Origin of the sequence: Reyranella sp. (assembly GCF_004296935.1) — a bacterium.
Taxonomy (GTDB): Bacteria; Pseudomonadota; Alphaproteobacteria; order Reyranellales; family Reyranellaceae; genus Reyranella.
Genome location: NZ_SCVH01000013.1, coordinates 12,645 through 31,340, shown reverse-complemented (window position 1 = coordinate 31,340; position 18,696 = coordinate 12,645). Strand labels below are relative to the sequence as shown.

Here is an 18,696-nt window from a genome sequence, read left to right as displayed (position 1 = left end):
TCAAGGCGGAGTTGTGGCGGTCGCTATTGCGGCTCGATGTTCAGGCTCTTGATGACCTCGAGCCAGACCGGACCTTCGTCGTCGATGACCTTCTTGAAATAGACACGGTCGCGGGCGGCCTCGTCGATGCCGAAGGTGTTGATGATCCCCTGGATGCGCTCGGTCTTGCCGCCCTCGACCATCAGGTCGGAAAGCTTCTGCACGATCGCATCCGGCGTGCCGACGGGTGCCGCGCAGCCGACCCAGCCGCGCACCTGGAACGCCTTCTCGGTCAGACCCTGCTCGTAGTAGGTGGGCACGTTGGGCAGCTTCTTCATGCGCTCCATGGTCGGCACGGCGATCACCTTGACGGCGCCGGACTGCACGAACGGCAGCATGGTCGCATAGCTGCCGCTGGCGATCTGGACGGCGCCGGAGGCCATGTCCTGCCACATCAGCGACTCGCCGCGATAATGGACCGGCTCCATCTGGAGCCCGTAGTGCTTGTTGAGCGTCACCGCCACGACATGGGCGTAGGAGCCGGCGCCGTAGGTCGCGGCCGACACCTTGCGCTCCTTCGCCCAGGCGGCGAACTCAGGGATGGTATTCACCGGCACGTCCTTGTTGACCGCCGTCGGCAGGTGGCCGGTGTTGAACCAGGCGACCAGGGTGAAGTCCTTGTCGGGGTCGTAGGGCAGTTTCCTGAACAGCACCTTGTTCTGCATCATCGTGGTCGAGTTGGTGAACATCAGCGTGTAGCCGTCGGGCGGCGCCTGCTTCACCAGCTCGGCGCCGATCGCGCCGGCGGCGCCCGCCTTGTTCTCGACCACGACCGGCTGGCCGGTCTTCTGCGAGACATAGTCGCCATAGGCGCGGGCAAAGACGTCGGTCAGCCCGCCCGGCGGATAGGTGACGATGATCTTGATCGGCTTGTTGGGCCACGGCGCTTGGGCGATGGCGGGCGCCGGCAGCATGGCGGCGGCGCCGACGGCCAAAAGATTACGCCGATAGATCATGGACGCCTCCCCGGCGCGCACTTTGATTTTGCCGGCGGTCTAAGCCGTCTTGGTCGCACCCGATTTCAGCATGGCGTCGATTTCACCGGCCGTAAAGCCGGCCTCCTGGAGGACCTCGACGCTGTGCTCGCCCAGCCGCGGCTGCAGGCGCGTCACCTCGGGCCTGGTCTTGCTGAAGCGCGGCGGGATGTCGGGCATGCGCAGCCGGCCTTCGGTCGGATGATCGACTTCCTTCCAGAAACCGGTGGCCTCGAGCTGCGGATCGACGAACAGGTCGTCGAGCGTGTTGACCGGCCCGTGCGGCACGTTGGACTTGCCGAGCAGCGCCACCCATTCGGCGTTGGTCCTGGTGGCGCAGATCTCGGCCAGGGTCGAATAGTAGTGCTCGACGTTCTTCAAGCGATTGGCGAGCGAGGTGAAGCGCGGATCGGCAGCGAGCTCGGGCCGGCCGATCAGGCCGCAGAACTCCTTCCAGTGCCCGTCGGTGTAGGGCAGCAGCGCGAAGTAGCCGTCCTTCGACGGATAGGGCCGGCGCTCCTTGTTGAGCACGCGCTTGTAGCCCGCCGTCTCGAGCGCCGGCCGGAAGGTCTCGCCGTAGAGATGCTCGACCATGACGAACGAGACCAGCGTCTCGAACATCGGCACCTCGACCGACTGGCCCTGCCCGGTTTTTTCCCGCGCATACAGGGCCGCCAGCAAAGCCGAGACGACGCCGTTGGAGCTCGTCTTGTCGGCCACGATGGTGGGCAGGAAGCGCGGCTGGCCCGCCACCACGCTCTGCAGCGCGGCGAGGCCCGAGCCCGCCTGGATGATGTCGTCGTAGGCGGCCTTCGGTCCCATCGGCCCGGCGGCGCGATAGCCGTAGGTGGCGAGATAGACCAGGCGCGGATTGACCTTCTCGAAGGCCTCGTATTCGACGCCCAGGCGCCGGGCGGGGTCGGGCCGGTAGTTGTGCATCAGCACGTCGGCGGTCTCGGCCAGTTTGAACAGCGCCTTGCGGCCGGAGTCCTGCTTGAGGTCGAGCACGATCGAGCGCTTGGACCGGTTGCAGCCGAGATAGAAGGCAGCCATGCCGGGATTGCGGCCCGGTCCGAGCTGGCGCGTCGTGTCGCCCTCGGGCGGCTCGATCTTGATCACGTCGGCGCCGAGGTCGCCCAGCTGCTGCGCGGCCCACGGTCCCAGCACCACCGTCGTGCAATCGAGAATCCTGACGCCGGCCAACGGACCCGCCATCGCTGTTTCCTCCCCTGATTTCCTTCCGACTAGCACAGACTGCTCACAGGCGGCTGCGAAACTTGGCAGGATCCGGGCACGCCTCTCCTCATAGCCGCCATAATCCGAACGCAACGTTCAGCACTTGCCGGCGTTTTCCTGTAGTTGATGGAGGCTGCAATGCGCGACCTGAACAAGCTCCCGAGTGGACTGAGCGGCCGAAGCATTCTGACGGCCTGCGCGGCCTGCGTGGCCGTCCTGGGCCTTGCCGGCACCGCCGAGGCCGGCGATGGCTGGAAGAAGGGCCGTGGATACTACGCCCCCGGCTACTATGGCCCGGCTTACGTGAAGGTCCCGCCGGGGCACGTGCGCTATTATGCGCCGGCACCGGTGGTCTACGCCGTCCCACAGCCGGTCATGGTCTACCCGGCGCCTGTCGCCTATGTGCCGGCCTATCCAGCCTACGGCTATCCGGGCGGCAGCCTGAGCATCGGCCTCAATTTGCCCCTGCGCTAGGCGAGAGGTTTCAAACGGCCGCCCCGCCCGGGACATCGCCGGGCGGGGCGTGTTGCCGTGCGTTGGGTTGACGGATGCGCCCAAATCGGGGAAGTTCGCCCCCATCATGCTGCGACTGAAGACGCTTCGACTTATCGGCTGATCCGCCGCCCCACGCCCGGGGCCCTGCGGGTCGCGTTGTCGTCCGTCTCTCTACCGTCACAAGTCGCCGCCAGCCCCCTTTCCATCGCAGTAGATCGCAAGAGCCATTTGGCCGTGCGCGGCGCGAGGAGTTTCAAATGTCCGTCCAGAAACCGATGATGCCGACCGCCGGCGAAAAATACGTCGCCTACAAGCCGGTTCCGCTGCCCGACCGGAAGTGGCCCAACGCCGTCATCACCAAGCCACCGATCTGGTGCGCGGTCGATTTGCGCGACGGCAACCAGGCGCTGATCGAGCCCATGGACTCCGACCGCAAGACGCGGATGTTCAAGCTCCTCGTCCAGATGGGATTCAAGGAGATCGAGGTCGGCTTCCCGGCGGCGTCGGAGACCGATTTCGAGTTCGTGCGCGAACTGATCGAGAAGAAGATGATCCCGGACGACGTCACCATCCAGGTGCTGACGCAGAGCCGGCCCGAGCTGATCGAGCGCACCTTCGAGGCCTGCCGCGGCGCCAAGCGCGCCATCGTCCATCTCTACAACTCGACCTCGACCCTGCAGCGGCGCGTGGTCTTCGGCCTCGATTACAGCGGCATCATCGACATCGCCGTGTCGGGCGCCAAGCTGGTCAAGCAATTGGCCGACGCCGATCCCAGGACCGAGTGGGTGTTCGAATATTCACCCGAGAGCTTCACCGGCACCGAGCTCGAGTTCGCGCGCGACATCTGCGCCGCCGTCGGCGACGTTTATAAGCCGACGCCCGAGAAGAAGATGATCATCAACCTGCCGGCGACCGTCGAGATGGCTTCGGCCAATATCTACGCCGACCAGATCGAGTGGTGCCATCGCAACTTCAAGTACCGCGACTCGATGATCCTGAGCCTGCATCCGCACAACGACCGCGGCACCGGCGTGGCGGCGGCCGAACTGGGCTACATGGCCGGCGCCGACCGCATCGAAGGCTGCCTGTTCGGCAACGGCGAGCGCACCGGCAACGTCGATCTCGTCACCTTGGGCCTCAACATGTTCACCCAGGGCGTCGATCCCGAGATCGATTTCTCCAACATCAACGAGATCCGCCAGACGGTGGAATACTGCAACCAGCTGCCGGTCCATCCGCGCCATCCCTACGGCGGCGACCTGGTGTTCACCGCCTTCTCGGGCTCGCACCAGGATGCCATCAACAAGGGCTTCAAGGCGCTCGAGGCGTCGAACAGCAAGGTCTGGGAAGTGCCCTACCTGCCGATCGATCCGGCCGATCTCGGCCGCAGCTACGAGGCGATCATCCGCATCAACAGCCAGTCGGGCAAAGGCGGCATCGCCTACATCCTGAAGAGCGACTACGGCATCGACATGCCGCGGCTCCTCCAGGTCGAATTCTCCAAGGTGATCCAGCAGATCGCCGACGAGACCGGCAAGGAGATCCAGCCGGCGCTGATCTGGGACACCTTCCGCAAGGAGTATCTCGAGAACAAGACGCCGGTCGCCTTCGTCAGCCACACCACGGTGCCCGAGCCCGGCCATCCCGACGTGCGTCTTCTCGATGCCAAGGTGACGTTCAACGGCAAGGAGCAGACGATCAGCGGTCGCGGCAACGGCCCGATCGCCGGCTACGTCGACGCGCTGGCCGGCAACTGCGGCGTCAAGATCAAGGTGCGCGACTATCACCAGCATGCCGCCGGCGCCGGCTCCGACGCGACGGCGGTAAGCTACATCGAGGCCGAGACCGCGGATGGCCGCGTGCTGTGGGGCGTCGGCATGGATGCGAACATCGTCACGGCCTCGCTCAAGGCCGTGAGCTGCGCCGCCAACCGCGCCCTTCGCGCCGCAAGGTAGGGCGGCTTGGCAAGACCGATCCCCGCGCCGCGACCGGCCGCCGCTGCCAACGTGGCAGTGCCGACCGATCCCGCCTCGCCGCTCAAGCGGCGGGAGGGGCCGGTCATGCGCGGGGCGCGCAACGTCTGGAACGCGGCGATCTCGCTGATGCTGGGAACGATGATCGGCCTGATCGGCCACCAGTTCGCAGCCGAGGCCATCGCCCGCCTGTGGCCCGAGACGGCCTTCGTGGCCGACGCGGCGCGGGCGTTCTTCTGGCTCCTCGGGGCCGGCGCCACGGGTGTCCTCTTCTTTTCGTACTATCTCGACGACACCTCCCGTTAGCGCGTAGAACCGGCGTCATGGCCAAAGCAAAGAAATCCGCTCCTGACGCCGATCTCCTCTCCGACCTCCTGAAATGGGCAAAAGCCGCCGGCGCCGATTCGGCCGACGCGCTTTACGTCCACGGCGAGTCGATCTCGGTCGCCCAGCGCTTGGGCCGGCGCGAGAAGCTCGAAAGCAGCGAGGGCCGCGACTTGGGCTTGCGCGTGTTCGTGGGCAAGCGCCAGGCCTTCGTCTCCTCGACCGATTTTACGCCCAAGGCGCTGCGGACCGTGGCCCAGCGCGCCGTCGACATGGCCCGCGCCGTGCCCGAGGACCCGGTCTGCGGCATCGCCCCGGAAGAACTTCTGGCTCGAAAATGGCCCGACCTCGATCTCGACGACAGGGGCCGACCCTCGGCCAGGAAGCTGCTCTCCCTGGTCGCGGAGGCCGAGGATGCAGCCCGTGCGGTCAAGGGCGTCACCAATTCCGAAGGCGCCGAGGCGGGCTGGGGCCGCTCCTCCGTCATGCTGGCCGCCAGCAACGGCTTTTCCGGCGGCTACAGCCGCGGCGGCTGGTCGCTCTCCTGCTCGGTCGTGGGCGGCGAAGGAACCGGCATGGAGCGCGACTACGAATGGACGAGCGCCGTCCACTTCGAGGATTTGATGGCGCCGGCCAGGGTCGGCCGCAATGCCGGCAAGTTCGCCGTGCGCCGCCTCAACCCACGCAAGGCCGCCAGCGCCCGCGTGCCCGTGGTCTACGACCGCCGTGTCTCGGGCGGGCTGATCGGCCATCTCGCGAGCGCGATCAACGGCCGCGCCGTGGCGCGCGGCACGTCCTTCCTGAAGGACGCGATGGGCAAGAAGGTCTTCGCCGACGGCATCCGCATCCTCGACAATCCGCTACGTAAGCGCGGGCTGGGCAGCCGTCCGTTCGACGCCGAAGGCCTGGCCAGCAAGCGCATGGCGGTGATCGACGACGGCCGCCTCACCACCTGGCTGCTCGACCTCGCCGCCGCCCGCCAGCTCAACCTCAAGCCGACCGGCCATGCCTCGCGCGGCGTTTCCGGCCCGCCCTCGCCCAGCACGTCGAACTTCTACCTGGAAAAGGGCAAGGTGTCGGTCGACGAGCTGATCGGCGACATCAAGAGCGGCCTTTTCATCACCGATCTGATCGGCTTTGGTATCAACGGCGTCACCGGCGACTACAGTCGCGGCGCCTCGGGCTTCTGGATCGAGAAGGGCAAGCTCGCCTGGCCGGTGAGCGGGATCACCGTGGCCGGCAACCTCAAGGACATGTTCCTGAACATGACACCGGCCAGCGACCTGCAATTCAAGAGCTCGACCAACGCCCCGACGGTGAGAATTGAAGGGCTGACCGTCGCCGGCTCGTGATATTCTCGCGGCCATGACCCCCTTCGCAAAATTCTCCCTCCTCGCCGCAACGACGGCGCTTCTTTCCACACCAGTCTTCGCCCCCGCATTTGCTCAAGGGGGCGGCGATTTCCGCGACTGCCTGCAGGGCATCAAGGCCGAGGCGACGCGCCAGGGTGTGCCGGCCGCCATCGCCGACAAGGCCTTCCAGGGCCTGACGCCCGACCAGAAGGTGATCGACCTCGACGGACGGCAGCCGGAATTCTCGCTGACCTACGCCAAGTATGTCGGCGGCACGGTGTCGGCCGACCGCATCGCCAAGGGCCAGCAGAAGATGGCGCAGCACCGCGCCCTGCTCGATGCGCTGCAGGCCGAGTACGGCGTGCCGCCGCAATACATCATGGCCTTCTGGGGCATCGAGACCAACTACGGCACCTACATGGGTGACTTCCGCGTCGTGCGCTCGGTGGCGACGCTTGGCTGCATGACCAAGCGCACTGTCTTCTTCAGCAATGAGACCGTGCAGGCGCTGCGTATCCTCAACATGAACCACATGACCAGTGAACAGATGCGCGGATCGTGGGCCGGCGCCATGGGCAACATGCAGTTCATGCCCTCGACCTTCACCAAGTGGGCCGTCGACCGCGACGGCAACGGCCGCATCGACATCTGGAACAGCCTGCCCGACGCCTTCGCCTCGGCCTCCAACTTCCTGCGCGGCATCGGCTTCAAGCCAGGCCTGCCGTCGAGCGAGGAGGTGTTCCTGCCCAAGGGCTTCCCGCTCGATCAGGCCGACACCACCGTCGAGAAGCCGGTGAAGGCCTGGGCCGCGATGGGCGTGAAGAGGGCAGGCGGCGCTGCCCTGCCCGCATCTGACGAGCCCGCGTCGATCCTTCTGCCGGCCGGCTTCCGCGGCCCCGCCTTCATCATCTATCCCAATTTCAAGGCGGTCATGAACTGGAACCGGTCCACGCTCTATGCGCTCTCGGTCGGCATCCTCGCCCGCCAGATCGCGGGCGGTCCTGGCGTCCAGCAGGCGGCACCGGAGGACGACCAGCCGCTGTCGCGCGAGACGGTGATCGACATCCAGACCCGGCTGGCGAGGCTCGGCCTCTACAAGGACGACACCGACGGCCTGCTCGGCCCCAAGACTCGCTCGGCGCTCCGCCTGTTCCAGCAGCAGACCAGCCTGCCGGCCGACGGCCACCCCTCGGCCGAGACGGTGCGACGCCTGCAGGCGGTGCGGTAGACATAGGAGCGGCACACGAAATGTGCCGCAAAGCCGCACCAGGCGTACCGCAGCGTGTGCCGCGACGCCGCGATTGGTGCGCTGCTTCAAGGACTTGGCACGACCTCGCGACACAACGCTGATGGCTTTGGCGAACAGGCCCGAATCGCGGAGTTGTGCCGCCGACCGTTCCCCCGGACACACACTTGCCGACCTACTTCGTCCAGTAGGTCATCGCGCTCACGGCCTTGCCCGGGCCAATTTGGATGCTGACCAACGCATCGCCTCGATGCTTGAAGCCGGGCTTGATGAACGAAGTCGTGCTCCGCTCCCATTGCCAAAAGGCCGCCGCGCAGCTACGGCAATCGTCGCAAAAGCCCTCGGTTGGCCGCGGCTTGCACTCGAATTCATACCTGTCGAGGACACGATCGAGACCGCTCTTCGCGATCTCTTCCTGCAGGGCCTTTGCCAGCTCCGGGTTGTCGACCCATGTATTGAACGGCTTCTGGTACTGCCGAGTGCCGTCCGGTAACTTTTCGTACCCGTTTTCAGCCGCGCTCGTCACCCAGGTTCGTTGCGGCCAGTATTCGCGCTCGCACCCTGCCAGGCCAATAGCGAGAAAAGCGACCAGCATCGCAGCGAAACCGTGCTTTCCATGAAGCGGCATTTCCTGCTCCCTCGAAGTTCGGTCTCTACAATGTTGGGCGCGCATTTCTCGATCTACCAATCTCTGGTTGTATTCATCGAGCATCCTTTACCGGAAAGGGTGGCGACGCTAGGTATCGGTCGTACGTCGGATCGAACAAGTCTCGGCCCCAGCCGGGAAATTTTCGCATGATACCCGCTTTCCGGATCGGACCATCGAGATCGAGTTTCATCGCCTGACCGAGCGTATAAATCGCGGAATTGCTGTTCTGGATCTGTCCGCCGTTACTGCCCAGGAAGTAACTCGGATCCGCAACCTTGTAGTCGAATGTGCGCTTGTCGTCGTTGATCGCGTTCCGCGCCCCCATCCCGCGCTGCCAGATTTCGGAGATTCGATCGGACGGGCCCGAGGCCACCGTCGCAATATGTCGGGAATCGTCGTACTTGGTCTTGCCCGACGGACCGAACGAGTCATGAACGACACTCAACTTCGAACCATCGGCGATCGATCTGTCGGGCCTATCGTCGGAGCTGGGTTTGGAGCCAGGATTTCTGGACTCGGGATAGCCGTGCAATTCCTGGACTTTCCCGTCGGCCTCGATGAACCTGAGAAAAGTGTGGCCATGGTAGCCGATGGGCCAATACCACAGCTCTATGCGCGCCGTTCCCGGCGATGGATTTTGTGCTTCGTCCGGGCCGTACATCGTCTCGGCATCGCTTTTCGGATCGGTCATGGCTTTCTCCCAAAGAAAAGGCCGCCCGGTCGGGGCGGCCTCATGATTGCAGACAGCAAAAAGCCCGCGCGACGGAGCCGGCGGGCGCTCTGACGCAGTACCGTCAGCATGACAGAAATTTAGCCTAAAACCTGCTGAATTGTCAACTCTATCTTTCCTGTCATCACAACGCCGGCCGCAACAGCCGCACGGCGCCCGCGGCGAGGGCAATCGACACCGGCAGGGTGAGTGCATCGTCGCCGTCGATCTGGACCGGCTGGCGGCGGTCCTCGCCGGCATCGCTCAGCACCGACACCCGGATATCGTGGCCGGCGATCACGCGATACCCCGCGGTGCGCGGCAGCCTCCCGAGCAGCAGGGCGAGGCCAAAGCGCAGAGTGTGCGAGCGGCCCCAGCGTTCAAACAGGCACACATGCAATAGCGGCTTGCCCAGCGCCGCGTCGGGCGCCACGACGTAGGGCCCGGCATAGAGGCGGCCGTGGGTCACGATCACCGACGCCGCCTCGTGGCGCACGCCATCGACCTCGACGGCATAGCGCACCGGGCGGTAGCGGCGGGCCTCGACCAGGGAGCGCCAGACATAGGCCGCCCTGCCGAGGCGGCGCTTCAGGGGTGCACTGACGCCGGCCACGACCTTGGCGTCGAAGCCGGCGCCCGCCATCAGCGAGAACTGACGGGTCCGGCCGGCCCCGCTCGCCTCGCCGGGCTGCATCAGGATTTCGCGGCCGGCCGTCAGCGTTTGAGCCAGTGCGGCGGCCGAGAAGCCGAGGCCCAGCTCGTGTGCCAGCACGTTGGCGGTCCCCAGCGGCACGATGCCCAAGGCGGGGCCCAGTGCCGGCCCAGCGACGCTACGCCCCGCGAGCCCGTTCACCACCTCGTTGATGGTGCCATCGCCGCCGGCCACGGCAATCACGGCATAGCGGGCGGCATCGCAGGTCTCGGCGATCCGCCGGGCGTCGCCCGCCGCGGCGGTCTCGACCAGGTCGACCGCCCAGCCGAGCGCCCGCACATGGCGCACCACTTCATTCACCAGCCCGCGGCGGCGGCGGCCGGCGGTTGGATTGAGAATGAGCAGGACGGCGCTATTCGAGGCGAATGTCATCTAGTTGTCACAACCGATTCACGGCCACGCAACGGCCTCCATACACAATCCGCTGCGTGTCGTGCAATCGCGCCCGACAGATTTAGTGCCGGTCGAGATTTATCCACATGACCGTGACCTCATGACAGTTATCGAGCGTCATCCACCTGCCCGACATCGCGCCATCTTCCTGTCCGACATCCATCTCGGAACGCGCGGATGCCAGGCTGAGCTCCTGCTCGACTTCCTCAAGAAGAACGAGAGCGAGCATCTGTTCCTGGTCGGCGACATCGTCGACGGCTGGCGCCTGAAACGCTGGTGGTACTGGCCGCAGAGCCACAACGACGTGGTGCAGAAGATCATGCGCAAGGCGCGCAAGGGCACCAACGTGGTCTACATCCCTGGCAACCACGACGAGGCGGCCCGGCAATATTGCCAGCTCACCTTCGGCGACGTGCGGGTCGAGGACGAGGCGATCTACGAGACGCCCGAAGGCCGCAAACTGCTGATCATCCACGGCGACCAGTTCGACGGCGTCGTCCGCTACGCGCGCTGGCTCGCCATCTCGGGCGACTGGGCCTATGGCGCGGCGCTGCGCCTCAACACCTGGTTCAACTGGGGCCGGCGCAGGCTCGGCCTGCCCTACTGGTCGCTGTCGGCGTTCCTGAAGCACAAGGTCAAGAACGCCGTGCAGTTCATCGCCAACTACGAGCACGCCGTGGCCAACGAGGCGCGCCGGCGCGGCGTCGATGGTGTGGTCTGCGGCCACATCCACCATGCCGAGATCCGCGACATCGACGGCATCCTCTACTGCAATGACGGCGACTGGGTCGAAAGTTGCACCGCGCTGGTCGAGGATTTCGAGGGCCGGCTGCGCATCGTGCGCTGGGCCGAGGAAAGCGCGCGGCGCTCTTCCAGGCTGCCGACACGGCTGGCGCCGGTCCAGTTGGCGGCGGAGTAGACCGGTTGCGCATTGCCATCGTCACCGACGCCTGGCGCCCGCAGATCAACGGCGTCGTCCGCACCATCGAGACGGTGGCGCAGATCCTGGGCGCCGAGGGCCACGACGTAGAAGTCTTCGGCCCCGACCGCTTCCACACGCTGCCGTGCCCGACCTATCCGGAGATCCGCCTCTCGCTGTTCCCGTCGGCGCGCCTGGCCCACATGCTGAAGCTGTTTGCGCCCGATGCCATTCATGTGGTGACCGAAGGCCCGCTGGGCTGGTCCGCCCGCGCCTTCTGCCTGAAGCGTGGCATTCCCTTTACCTCGGCCTATCACACGCGCTTCCCCGAATACGTGCACGCCCGCATCCGCCTGCCGATCTCCTGGAGCTACGCCTTCGTGCGGCGCTTCCATGCGCCTTCAGCGGGCGTGCTGGTGGTGGCGCAGACGATCCGCGATGAGTTGGCCGCGCAGGGCTTCAAGAACCTCGTGCCATGGTCGCGCGGCGTCGACATCACGGCCTTCAAGCCACGCCTCAGGGACGCGCACGAAGGCGAACGGCCGATCTGGCTCTACGCCGGCCGGGTCGCCATCGAGAAGAACATAAAAGCCTTCCTCGACCTCGACCTGCCCGGCACCAAATGGGTCGTGGGTGGCGGGCCGCAGCTCGCCGAACTCAAGCGTCGCTACGGCCAAGACAAGGGAACAGAATTCTTCGGCTCCGTCGACACAGAAGAGCTGTCGATGCGCTATGCCCAGGCCGACTGCTTCGTCTTCCCCAGTCGCACCGACACTTTCGGCCTGGTCATGGTCGAGGCACTGGCGTCGGGCGTGCCGGTGGCGGGCTATCCCGTGCCCGGCCCTCTCGACGTCGTCACGGTGCCGGACGTGGGCGCGGTCGACGAGGATCTGCGCGCCGCCTGCCTCGCCGCCGTGACCGGCGATCCCGCGGCCTGCCGGCGCCACGCCGAGAACTTTACCTGGTCGAGATGCGCCCAGCAGTTCCAAGCCAACCTGCGCCAGGTCCCGCGCAGTGTCTGGCAACCGCTGAAGCGCCGCGTCATGCCGGACGCGGCCGCGTCCTGACGGGACGCCACCCGCGGTCAGGGCAGATGCATGAGGGCTTGGCCCATCCGGAGCACGGCGCCTTCCCGGGTGTCGTCACACAACCTGAAGCCCCGGGGCGCAAACACGATGATCGTCGAGCCATGTTCGAACCAGCCGAGTTCCTCGCCCTTGCGGAAAGACGCGTCGCAATCGATCCGAGCGGCGCCGCGGTAGTTCATGTTCATCGTCACGTCGAGGAAATGCAGCCGGATGCTGGCGACGAGGATCGCCGCCACCGGCACCAGGGTCACGAGATGACCGGAGCCGCGGAGCCGCGTGCGGATCACGGCGCGCTCGTTCTTGCAGAACAGCTCGGCGACGCGCCGGAGTGCGATCGGATTGACGTTCCAGGTATCGCCCGAAATGTAGGTCACGTGCTCAACCGCACCGTCGTGAGGCGCATGAAACCGATGGTACATGCTCGAGGTGAGCCGCAGCGTCACGTACCGGCCGTCGCGATAGGCCTCGACCAGCGCCGGATCGTGCATCAGGTCCTGCAAGGAATAGGGAAACCCCTTGGCCTGCAGCAGTTCGGTGCCGGAGATGGTGCCACAGGCACCGACGATACCGTCGCACGGGCTCGTCAATACCTGCGGGTCAGGATCGATGTGTCGCGCGCCGGGCTTCAGTTCGCGCGTGAAGCAGGCATGAAGACTGTTGAAGGTCCGTGCCTTCGCATCGCTGAGGTCGAGATCGGCAAACAGACGCCAGACCGCGATCGACGCCCGTGCCACGAGCGGATTCTCGATCTGGCTGAACCAGCCGAGAAACCGGGTCGCAAGCCGGCGCGGAATACGGTTGGTCAGCAGGAAGTTGATGTCCTCGTGCTGCAGGACTTTCGCGAGTTCGGAACGAATCGTCATTTGACAGCTGAGGAGGCTAGGTAGAACCGATGGCCATCGACCTGGGCATTTCCACCGTACTCGGTCTCGCCCTCGCCATACCGTTGCTTGCCCTGCTGGCCGTGAAAGCGCGCGCGCGGCTCACCCTCTCGCGCGCGAAGCACCGCTCGCTGGGCGGCCACTCGCGGCTGTCGCGCCGCATCGCCGCCCTGGTGCCGAGCTACAGCTTCGACGACGCCCGCTTCTTTCGTGCCGACGATGCCTCGACCGAGGTCGCCGGCCGGCGGCGCGTCGAGTTCGAGCGGCTCTCGCGCCTGTTCCGGACACGATACCAGCGGACGCTGCAGCAGACCGCGGACGCGGCCCGGCACATCTCCGACCTGCAGTTCACCGAAGGCTACCGCGTACCGTTCCAGTTCAGCCGGCTTGCCAAGACCAGCTTCCCCATGGGCTCGTTTCTCGCCTCGTCGGAGGGCGTCAAGGTCACCGACCTCGACGGTAATGCCAGCTACGACCTTACCGGCTCGTACGGCGTGAACCTTCTCGGCTACGACTTCTACAAGGGATGCCTCGAGCGCGGTGCCGAGCGCGTGAGCACGCTTGGGCCGGTGCTGGGCTCCTATCCGTCGCTGGTCGCCGACAATGTCGCGCGCCTGGCGCGCATCTCCGGCAAGGACGAGGTCTCGTTCCACATGTCGGGCACCGAAGCGGTGATGCAGGCCGTGCGGCTCGCCCGCTACCACACGCGGCGCCCGCAGCTCGTGCGCCTGTGCGGCGCCTATCACGGCTGGTGGGGCGACGTGCAGCCCGGGGTGGGCAACCCGGTTCCGGCGCATGATACCTACACGTTGGCGGATATGTCGGAAGCCACCCTCGAGGTGTTGCGCAGCCGCACCGATATCGCCTGTGTGCTCGTCAACCCATCGCAGGCCCTCTACCCCAACCATGGCGCGCCCGCCGATTCGACCCTGGTCCACAGCCGGCCGGACGCCAGTGTCGGCCGCGCCGCCTATGCCCAGTGGCTGAAGGAGCTGCGCGCGGTCTGCAGCGAGCGCGGCATCGTGCTGATCTTCGACGAGATCTTCGTCGGTTTCCGCCTGGCCATGGGCGGCGCCCAGGAATATTTCGGCGTCGAGGCCGACCTCGTGACCTACGGCAAGACCGTTGGCGGCGGGCTTCCCATCGGCGTCGTCTGCGGACACCACCGCTACATGAAGCGCTTCCGCGACGATCGCCCCGCCGACATCTGCTTTGCGCGCGGCACGTTCAACTCCCATCCCTACGTGATGGCGGCGATGAACGAATTCCTCCGCCATCTCGACACGCCGGAAATGCAGGGCCTCTACCGCGACCTCGACGCCACCTGGGACCGGCGCACCGCCGCGCTCAACAACCGGCTCGCCGACCGCGGATTGCCTGTACGGATCACGCACCTGTCGTCGATCTGGACGGTCTGCTACACGCGCTCGTCGCGCTACAACTGGATGTTCCAGTACTACCTCAGGGCCGAAGGGCTGGCCCTGAGCTGGATCGGCACCGGCCGGCTGATCTTCAGCCTCAATTACACCGAGGCCGACTTCGAGGCCGTGGCCGAACGCTTCATCGCCGCGGCCGAGGCGATGCAGCGCGGCGCCTGGTGGGAAATCGGTGCCTTGGGCACCGACCGCGCCATCAAGCGGCGGATCCTGCGCGAGATGCTCAGCCACTACACCGCCTCCTGGAAGGCCGGCAGCCGGAAGCCAGACGGCGTTGTCGGCCGTCCCCTAGACGCCCGACTTTGAGACCTCGACGGGGATCGGCTCGACAACCTCCTCATCGATGACCTCGGAAATCGACTCCGAGATCGAGTGGGAGATCGCGTCGCCCCGCCGCTTGCCGGCCATCACCTGAAGCGGCGCGCGGTGATAGAGCTTGATGTCGTGAAACGGGTCGGTGGCGATCTTGGTGACCCACACCAGACCGGTCTGGACATCCTGCAGGACGAAGAGCTGGACTGCGCGGAAGGCGATGCCGGCGAGGCCGACGACCAGCCAGAGCTCGCCGACATGGCGGACGAGCTCGGCCGTATCGGCGTGGGCTGCGAAGACGCCGAGCAGCGTCGGATCGGCAACCAGCAGGAGCGGCGAGGCCGCCCAGATCGCGAGCAGCACGAGCTTGCGCTTGATGTTGTAGCCGACCTTGATCTCTTCCTTGTAGTCGTCGGTGGCCTGGTTGACCTGATCGTAGCCCCGGGGCTCGAAGAACAGATGGCCGATCTGCCGGGTCGTCATGGCGACCAGCCAGCCGATCAGGGCCGCCATCGCCGGGTCGGAGAAAGCCAGCACGTAGGCGACAAGGAAGCTCGTCGCACTGACGAAATGCAGCGACTGGTTGACGAGGCTGTGATGGTAATAGCGATGATCGTCCCAGCGCTGCACGCGCAGCGCATCGAAAAAGCCACTCATGTGGGTGCTTTCCTTGTTTGTGGAGGGGACAGCGGAGTCTTGCTTCTTCCTTGGGTCGACCACACCGTCTGACTTTATAACGCACACCCGTTACAATTGAGCGACGGCGCACCTTGCGTGCCGGGGCGGCGATCCCAAATTCAAGAAAAGTCCGCAGGAGGTCGCATGGCAGCCCTCAATCACATCATCGTTCCGGCCAAAGACAAGCATGCCTCGGCCAAGTTTCTGGCCGACATCCTCGGCGTACAACCCGAAGCGCCCTGGGGCCATTTCGTGCCAGTGCGTACGAGCAACGGCGTTGCGCTCGACTTCATCGATTCCAAGGACGTGCGCACGCAGCACTACGCCTTCCTGGTCGACGACGCGGAATTCGATGCCGGGTTCGCGAAGCTGAAGGACCGGGGCATTGCCTACTACGCACACCCCGACAAGAGCGGCCCGGGCGAGATCAACCGCTACTGGGGCGGCCGCGGTGTCTACTTCGAGGACCCCGACGGCCACCTGCTCGAGCTGATCACCAAACCCTACGGCGATCTCGCCAAGAGGTGACTACTGCCCCTGCAGGGCGCGGCTGCCGCTCAGCACGCCGGCGCGGCCGGTGCCCGGATCGGTCTCGCGCACCGAGCAGACGTACTGGCCAGGCAGCATCTGGACGTCGAAGAAGCGCACGTCGCCCGGCGCGATGTTGACCCACCGGGCGTTCGCCGAATTGCCGCCCCGGCAACGCAGTACGTGATGCCCGGCGGCCAGTTCGGCGCGCATCCAGGTCCGGGTTCCGAGCTGGCCGACCTCCAGCCCATCGACCGTCACGTTGAGGACCGGGCTCGCGGTCGCCGGATTGAAGAAATAGAGCGCGCCCATGCCGGCCGGCGGCGGTCCGAACTGCTTGCCGGCGGAGTCCTGGCCGGGCGGCGCCATCGCCACGGTAGAAGACTGGCAACCCGCCAACGCGAGCAGCAAGGCGGCGGCGATCGGACGGTACATACGACTCCTCCTCAACCGCCCGCCGGCTCGCCGGCCTTGATCCAGGCCTGGTAGAGCTTCCTGGTCTCGTCGTTGGGCGGATAGGTGCCGGTGATCGGGTGGCCCTGGCCGACGCGGATGGCGACGAACTTCTCCAGCCGCTCCTGCTCGAAGGAATCGCGGGCGACCTCGTCAGCGATGGGACGCGGCACGACGATGGCGCCATCCTCATCGGCCACGATCACGTCGCCGGGATAGACCGGCACACCGCGGATACCGACCGGCGTCTGCACCTCGACAGGGCGCAGGTTGGCCATGCTGGGCGGCGCGGCGGCGGCGGCGCAGTAGACCGGGAAGTCGAATCTGCCGATCACCGGCGTGTCGCGCATGGCGCCGTCGCTCAGCACGCCCGCGATGCCGCGGGCCTTCAGCCTGAGCGCCAGGATATCGCCCAGCGTGCCGGAGCGCGTGTTGCTTTCGGTGGCGATCACCAGCACCGAGCCCGGCGGAGACTCCTCGATCGCCGTGCGCTGGGCGTTTGGCGGATCGCTGGGCGACGGCGGCTTGTCGAGATCCTCACGGCTCGGGATATAGCGCAACGTGTAAGCCGGGCCGACCAGACGCGCCGCGTTGGGATTGAGCGGCCTGATGCCGCTGATGGCGCAATTGCGGAACCCGCGCTTCAGCATCTGCATCGAGACCGTGGCCGTGCTGGCATACAAAAAGTTCTTCATCGTCTCGGCCGACAGCGGCGCGTTCGTCATCAAATTTCTCCCTACAACAACGAGCCCTGATTGCCGCTGCCGCCGTCGCGGCGACGCGGAGCCGGTGGCACGGCGGGCTTGGGCGTACCGGCCGCCCCATCCGTCACCCGGGCGCCGACACGGCCGTCGGCGAACTCGATGCTGATCGCCTGGCCCAGGCTCGTACCGGCGGCGGCCAGCACAGGCTGGCCATCCTGGTCGCGCACCAGGGCGAAGCCGCGGTTCAGAACCGAGTGGAAGGAATAGCTCTCCAGAAGCTTGGCCGCCTGGTCGACCTGCCGCTGGCCGTTCTGCAGCAGGTCGCTGCCGTGACGCTTCAGACGGTCGCCGAACTGCTCGAGGCGCTCGAAAGCCCGGTCGTACTTTTGCAGGGCATCGCTCTTGAATCGCTTCATCGCCCCATCGAGCGCCCGCACTTCGCCGACGAGAAGCTGCTGCTTGGCCTCGATCACCCGCTGGGGGCTCGCAAGCCGCGCCGCTGCCAGCGCGTTGGCCTGGCGATCGACGAGCTGGCGCGCGGCCAGCGTTAGCCGCTCGCCACTGACGTCAAGCCGCTGCTGGCGTTCCTCGATCAGGCGGCGCGGATCGCCGAGGCCACGGGCGAGGCCCGCGAGTTCCATGGTCGATTCGCGCAGCAGTCGGGTCATGCCGCCGGCCAGCCGCTTGGCGTAATCCAGCGTCTCGGTCAGGAGGTCGGCGCGCACCGGCACGGCCATCTCGGCCGCCGCGGTCGGCGTCGGCGCGCGGCGGTCGGAGGCGAAATCGATCAGGGTCGTGTCGGTCTCATGGCCGACGGCCGAGATCAGCGGGATCTCCGAGGCCGCGGCGGCGCGGACCACGATCTCCTCGTTGAAGGCCCAGAGATCTTCGAGGCTGCCGCCGCCACGCGCCACGATCAACACGTCGGGCCGCGGGACGGGCCCGCCAAAGGCGAGCCTGTTGAAACCGGCGATGGCGGCCGCCACTTCGGCCGCGGCCTTCTCGCCCTGGACCGCGACCGGCCAGACCAGCACGTGGCGCGGAAAGCGGTCGGCCAGGCGATGCAGGATGTCGCGGATCACGGCGCCCGAGGGCGAGGTCACGACGCCGATCACCTCGGGCAGGAAGGGCAGCTGCCGCTTGCGGTCCGGATCGAACAGGCCCTCGGCCTGCAGCTTCTTGCGCCGGTCTTCCAGCAGTTTTAGCAGCGCACCTTCGCCGGCCAGTTCGAGGCGGTCGACGATGATCTGGTAGCGCGAGGAGCCGGCATAGGTCGTGAGCTTGCCGGTGGCGATGACCTCCAGCCCCTCCTCGATCTTGATCCCCAGCCGGGGGATCGTGCCCTTCCAGGCGACGCCGTCGATCACGGCATTCTCGTCCTTCAGGCGGAAATAGCAGTGGCCGGAGCGTGGGAACGAGGGCTGGCTGATCTCGCCGCGTACCCGCACGCGCGGGAACGCCGTCTCGATCTCGCGCTTCAGCGCGAACGAGAGCTCGGAAACCGAGAATTCCGGGACATTGCCGGCGGCGGCGCCCGCGGCGCCCGGCGGATCGAGGTTATCCATGGGTGGGCGCAGCCTAGCCGCTTGTGCCCA

General features: G+C 66.3%; 19 protein-coding genes. 9 read left to right on the top strand and 10 right to left on the bottom strand.

Translation table 11 applies throughout. The features are described 5' to 3' along the window. Positions 1-23: 23 nt before the first annotated feature. Positions 24-995 carry a tripartite tricarboxylate transporter substrate binding protein gene (locus EPO55_RS01340; RefSeq protein WP_296334581.1) on the bottom strand — a complete coding sequence of 324 codons (972 nt, stop codon included), beginning with the start codon at positions 993-995 and terminating at the stop codon, positions 24-26. A 39-nt stretch (positions 996-1,034) separates the two neighbouring features. Beyond that, the gene (locus tag EPO55_RS01335) at positions 1,035-2,228 is read right to left on the bottom strand and encodes a CoA transferase (RefSeq protein ID WP_296334580.1); all 1,194 of its coding nucleotides are present in this window, start codon (positions 2,226-2,228) and stop codon (positions 1,035-1,037) included. A 159-nt stretch (positions 2,229-2,387) separates the two neighbouring features. Here EPO55_RS01335 and EPO55_RS01330 point away from each other — a divergent pair, with 159 nt between their 5' ends. The 5 genes from EPO55_RS01330 to EPO55_RS01310 all read left to right on the top strand — a co-directional run bounded on the left by EPO55_RS01330 (position 2,388) and on the right by EPO55_RS01310 (position 7,621). Continuing rightward, positions 2,388-2,723, top strand: coding sequence for a hypothetical protein (locus EPO55_RS01330; protein WP_296334579.1), 336 nt, complete (start codon positions 2,388-2,390; stop codon positions 2,721-2,723). A 278-nt stretch (positions 2,724-3,001) separates the two neighbouring features. Continuing rightward, positions 3,002-4,699, top strand: coding sequence for a 2-isopropylmalate synthase (gene leuA / locus EPO55_RS01325; RefSeq protein WP_296334578.1), 1,698 nt, complete (start codon positions 3,002-3,004; stop codon positions 4,697-4,699). 6 nt (positions 4,700-4,705) lie between these two features. Further along, complete coding sequence (locus EPO55_RS01320; RefSeq protein WP_296334577.1) at positions 4,706-5,023, top strand: hypothetical protein; 318 nt, start codon at positions 4,706-4,708, stop codon at positions 5,021-5,023. A gap of 17 nt (positions 5,024-5,040) precedes the next feature. Beyond that, positions 5,041-6,393 (top strand): TldD/PmbA family protein, encoded by a 1,353-nt coding sequence (locus EPO55_RS01315; RefSeq protein ID WP_296334576.1) that lies wholly within the window; start codon positions 5,041-5,043, stop codon positions 6,391-6,393. 13 nt (positions 6,394-6,406) lie between these two features. Further along, entirely contained in the window at positions 6,407-7,621 is a 1,215-nt protein-coding gene (locus EPO55_RS01310) for a lytic murein transglycosylase (protein WP_296334575.1), read from the top strand. A gap of 193 nt (positions 7,622-7,814) precedes the next feature. On the opposite strand, the gene EPO55_RS01305 is transcribed toward EPO55_RS01310, so the two are convergent. From EPO55_RS01305 to EPO55_RS01295, 3 genes are all read right to left on the bottom strand, one after another. Next, positions 7,815-8,267 (bottom strand): hypothetical protein, encoded by a 453-nt coding sequence (locus EPO55_RS01305; protein WP_296334574.1) that lies wholly within the window; start codon positions 8,265-8,267, stop codon positions 7,815-7,817. 73 nt (positions 8,268-8,340) lie between these two features. Beyond that, positions 8,341-8,979: a hypothetical protein gene (locus tag EPO55_RS01300; protein ID WP_296334573.1), complete on the bottom strand. Its 639-nt coding sequence runs from the start codon at positions 8,977-8,979 to the stop codon at positions 8,341-8,343. A 163-nt stretch (positions 8,980-9,142) separates the two neighbouring features. Continuing rightward, the gene (locus EPO55_RS01295; RefSeq protein WP_296334572.1) at positions 9,143-10,081 is read right to left on the bottom strand and encodes a diacylglycerol kinase family protein; all 939 of its coding nucleotides are present in this window, start codon (positions 10,079-10,081) and stop codon (positions 9,143-9,145) included. 121 nt (positions 10,082-10,202) lie between these two features. Between EPO55_RS01295 and EPO55_RS01290 the strand changes: the two genes are divergently transcribed. Together EPO55_RS01290 and EPO55_RS01285 are read left to right on the top strand one after the other, a co-directional pair. Further along, complete coding sequence (locus EPO55_RS01290; RefSeq protein WP_296334571.1) at positions 10,203-11,021, top strand: UDP-2,3-diacylglucosamine diphosphatase; 819 nt, start codon at positions 10,203-10,205, stop codon at positions 11,019-11,021. Positions 11,022-11,026: 5 nt separating this feature from the next. Continuing rightward, entirely contained in the window at positions 11,027-12,088 is a 1,062-nt protein-coding gene (locus tag EPO55_RS01285) for a glycosyltransferase family 1 protein (protein WP_296334570.1), read from the top strand. A 17-nt stretch (positions 12,089-12,105) separates the two neighbouring features. Here the strand turns inward: EPO55_RS01285 and asd are convergent, their stop codons facing one another. Beyond that, entirely contained in the window at positions 12,106-12,972 is an 867-nt protein-coding gene (asd, locus tag EPO55_RS01280; RefSeq protein ID WP_296334569.1) for an archaetidylserine decarboxylase, read from the bottom strand. Between the two features lie 29 nt (positions 12,973-13,001). Between asd and EPO55_RS01275 the strand changes: the two genes are divergently transcribed. After that, positions 13,002-14,732, top strand: a complete 1,731-nt coding sequence (locus EPO55_RS01275) for an aminotransferase class III-fold pyridoxal phosphate-dependent enzyme (RefSeq protein ID WP_296334568.1) — start codon at positions 13,002-13,004, stop codon at positions 14,730-14,732. On the opposite strand, the gene EPO55_RS01270 is transcribed toward EPO55_RS01275, so the two are convergent. Next, complete coding sequence (locus EPO55_RS01270) at positions 14,715-15,395, bottom strand: hypothetical protein (RefSeq protein WP_296334567.1); 681 nt, start codon at positions 15,393-15,395, stop codon at positions 14,715-14,717. The two genes, EPO55_RS01275 and EPO55_RS01270, sit on opposite strands and share 18 nt — an antisense overlap. Before the next feature lie 165 nt (positions 15,396-15,560). Between EPO55_RS01270 and EPO55_RS01265 the strand changes: the two genes are divergently transcribed. Then, positions 15,561-15,944: a VOC family protein gene (locus tag EPO55_RS01265; protein WP_296334566.1), complete on the top strand. Its 384-nt coding sequence runs from the start codon at positions 15,561-15,563 to the stop codon at positions 15,942-15,944. On the opposite strand, the gene EPO55_RS01260 is transcribed toward EPO55_RS01265, so the two are convergent. Genes EPO55_RS01260 through xseA form a run of 3 tightly spaced genes read right to left on the bottom strand, consistent with a single transcriptional unit; the run spans position 15,945 to position 18,666 of the window. Further along, on the bottom strand, positions 15,945-16,379 hold the full coding sequence (locus tag EPO55_RS01260) for a hypothetical protein (RefSeq protein ID WP_296334565.1): 435 nt from the start codon (positions 16,377-16,379) through the stop codon (positions 15,945-15,947). It lies immediately after the preceding gene. Positions 16,380-16,390: 11 nt separating this feature from the next. Further along, positions 16,391-17,122 (bottom strand): ribonuclease activity regulator RraA, encoded by a 732-nt coding sequence (locus EPO55_RS01255; protein ID WP_296334564.1) that lies wholly within the window; start codon positions 17,120-17,122, stop codon positions 16,391-16,393. Positions 17,123-17,133: 11 nt separating this feature from the next. Beyond that, the gene (gene xseA, locus EPO55_RS01250) at positions 17,134-18,666 is read right to left on the bottom strand and encodes an exodeoxyribonuclease VII large subunit (RefSeq protein WP_296334563.1); all 1,533 of its coding nucleotides are present in this window, start codon (positions 18,664-18,666) and stop codon (positions 17,134-17,136) included. Positions 18,667-18,696: the final 30 nt, after the last annotated feature.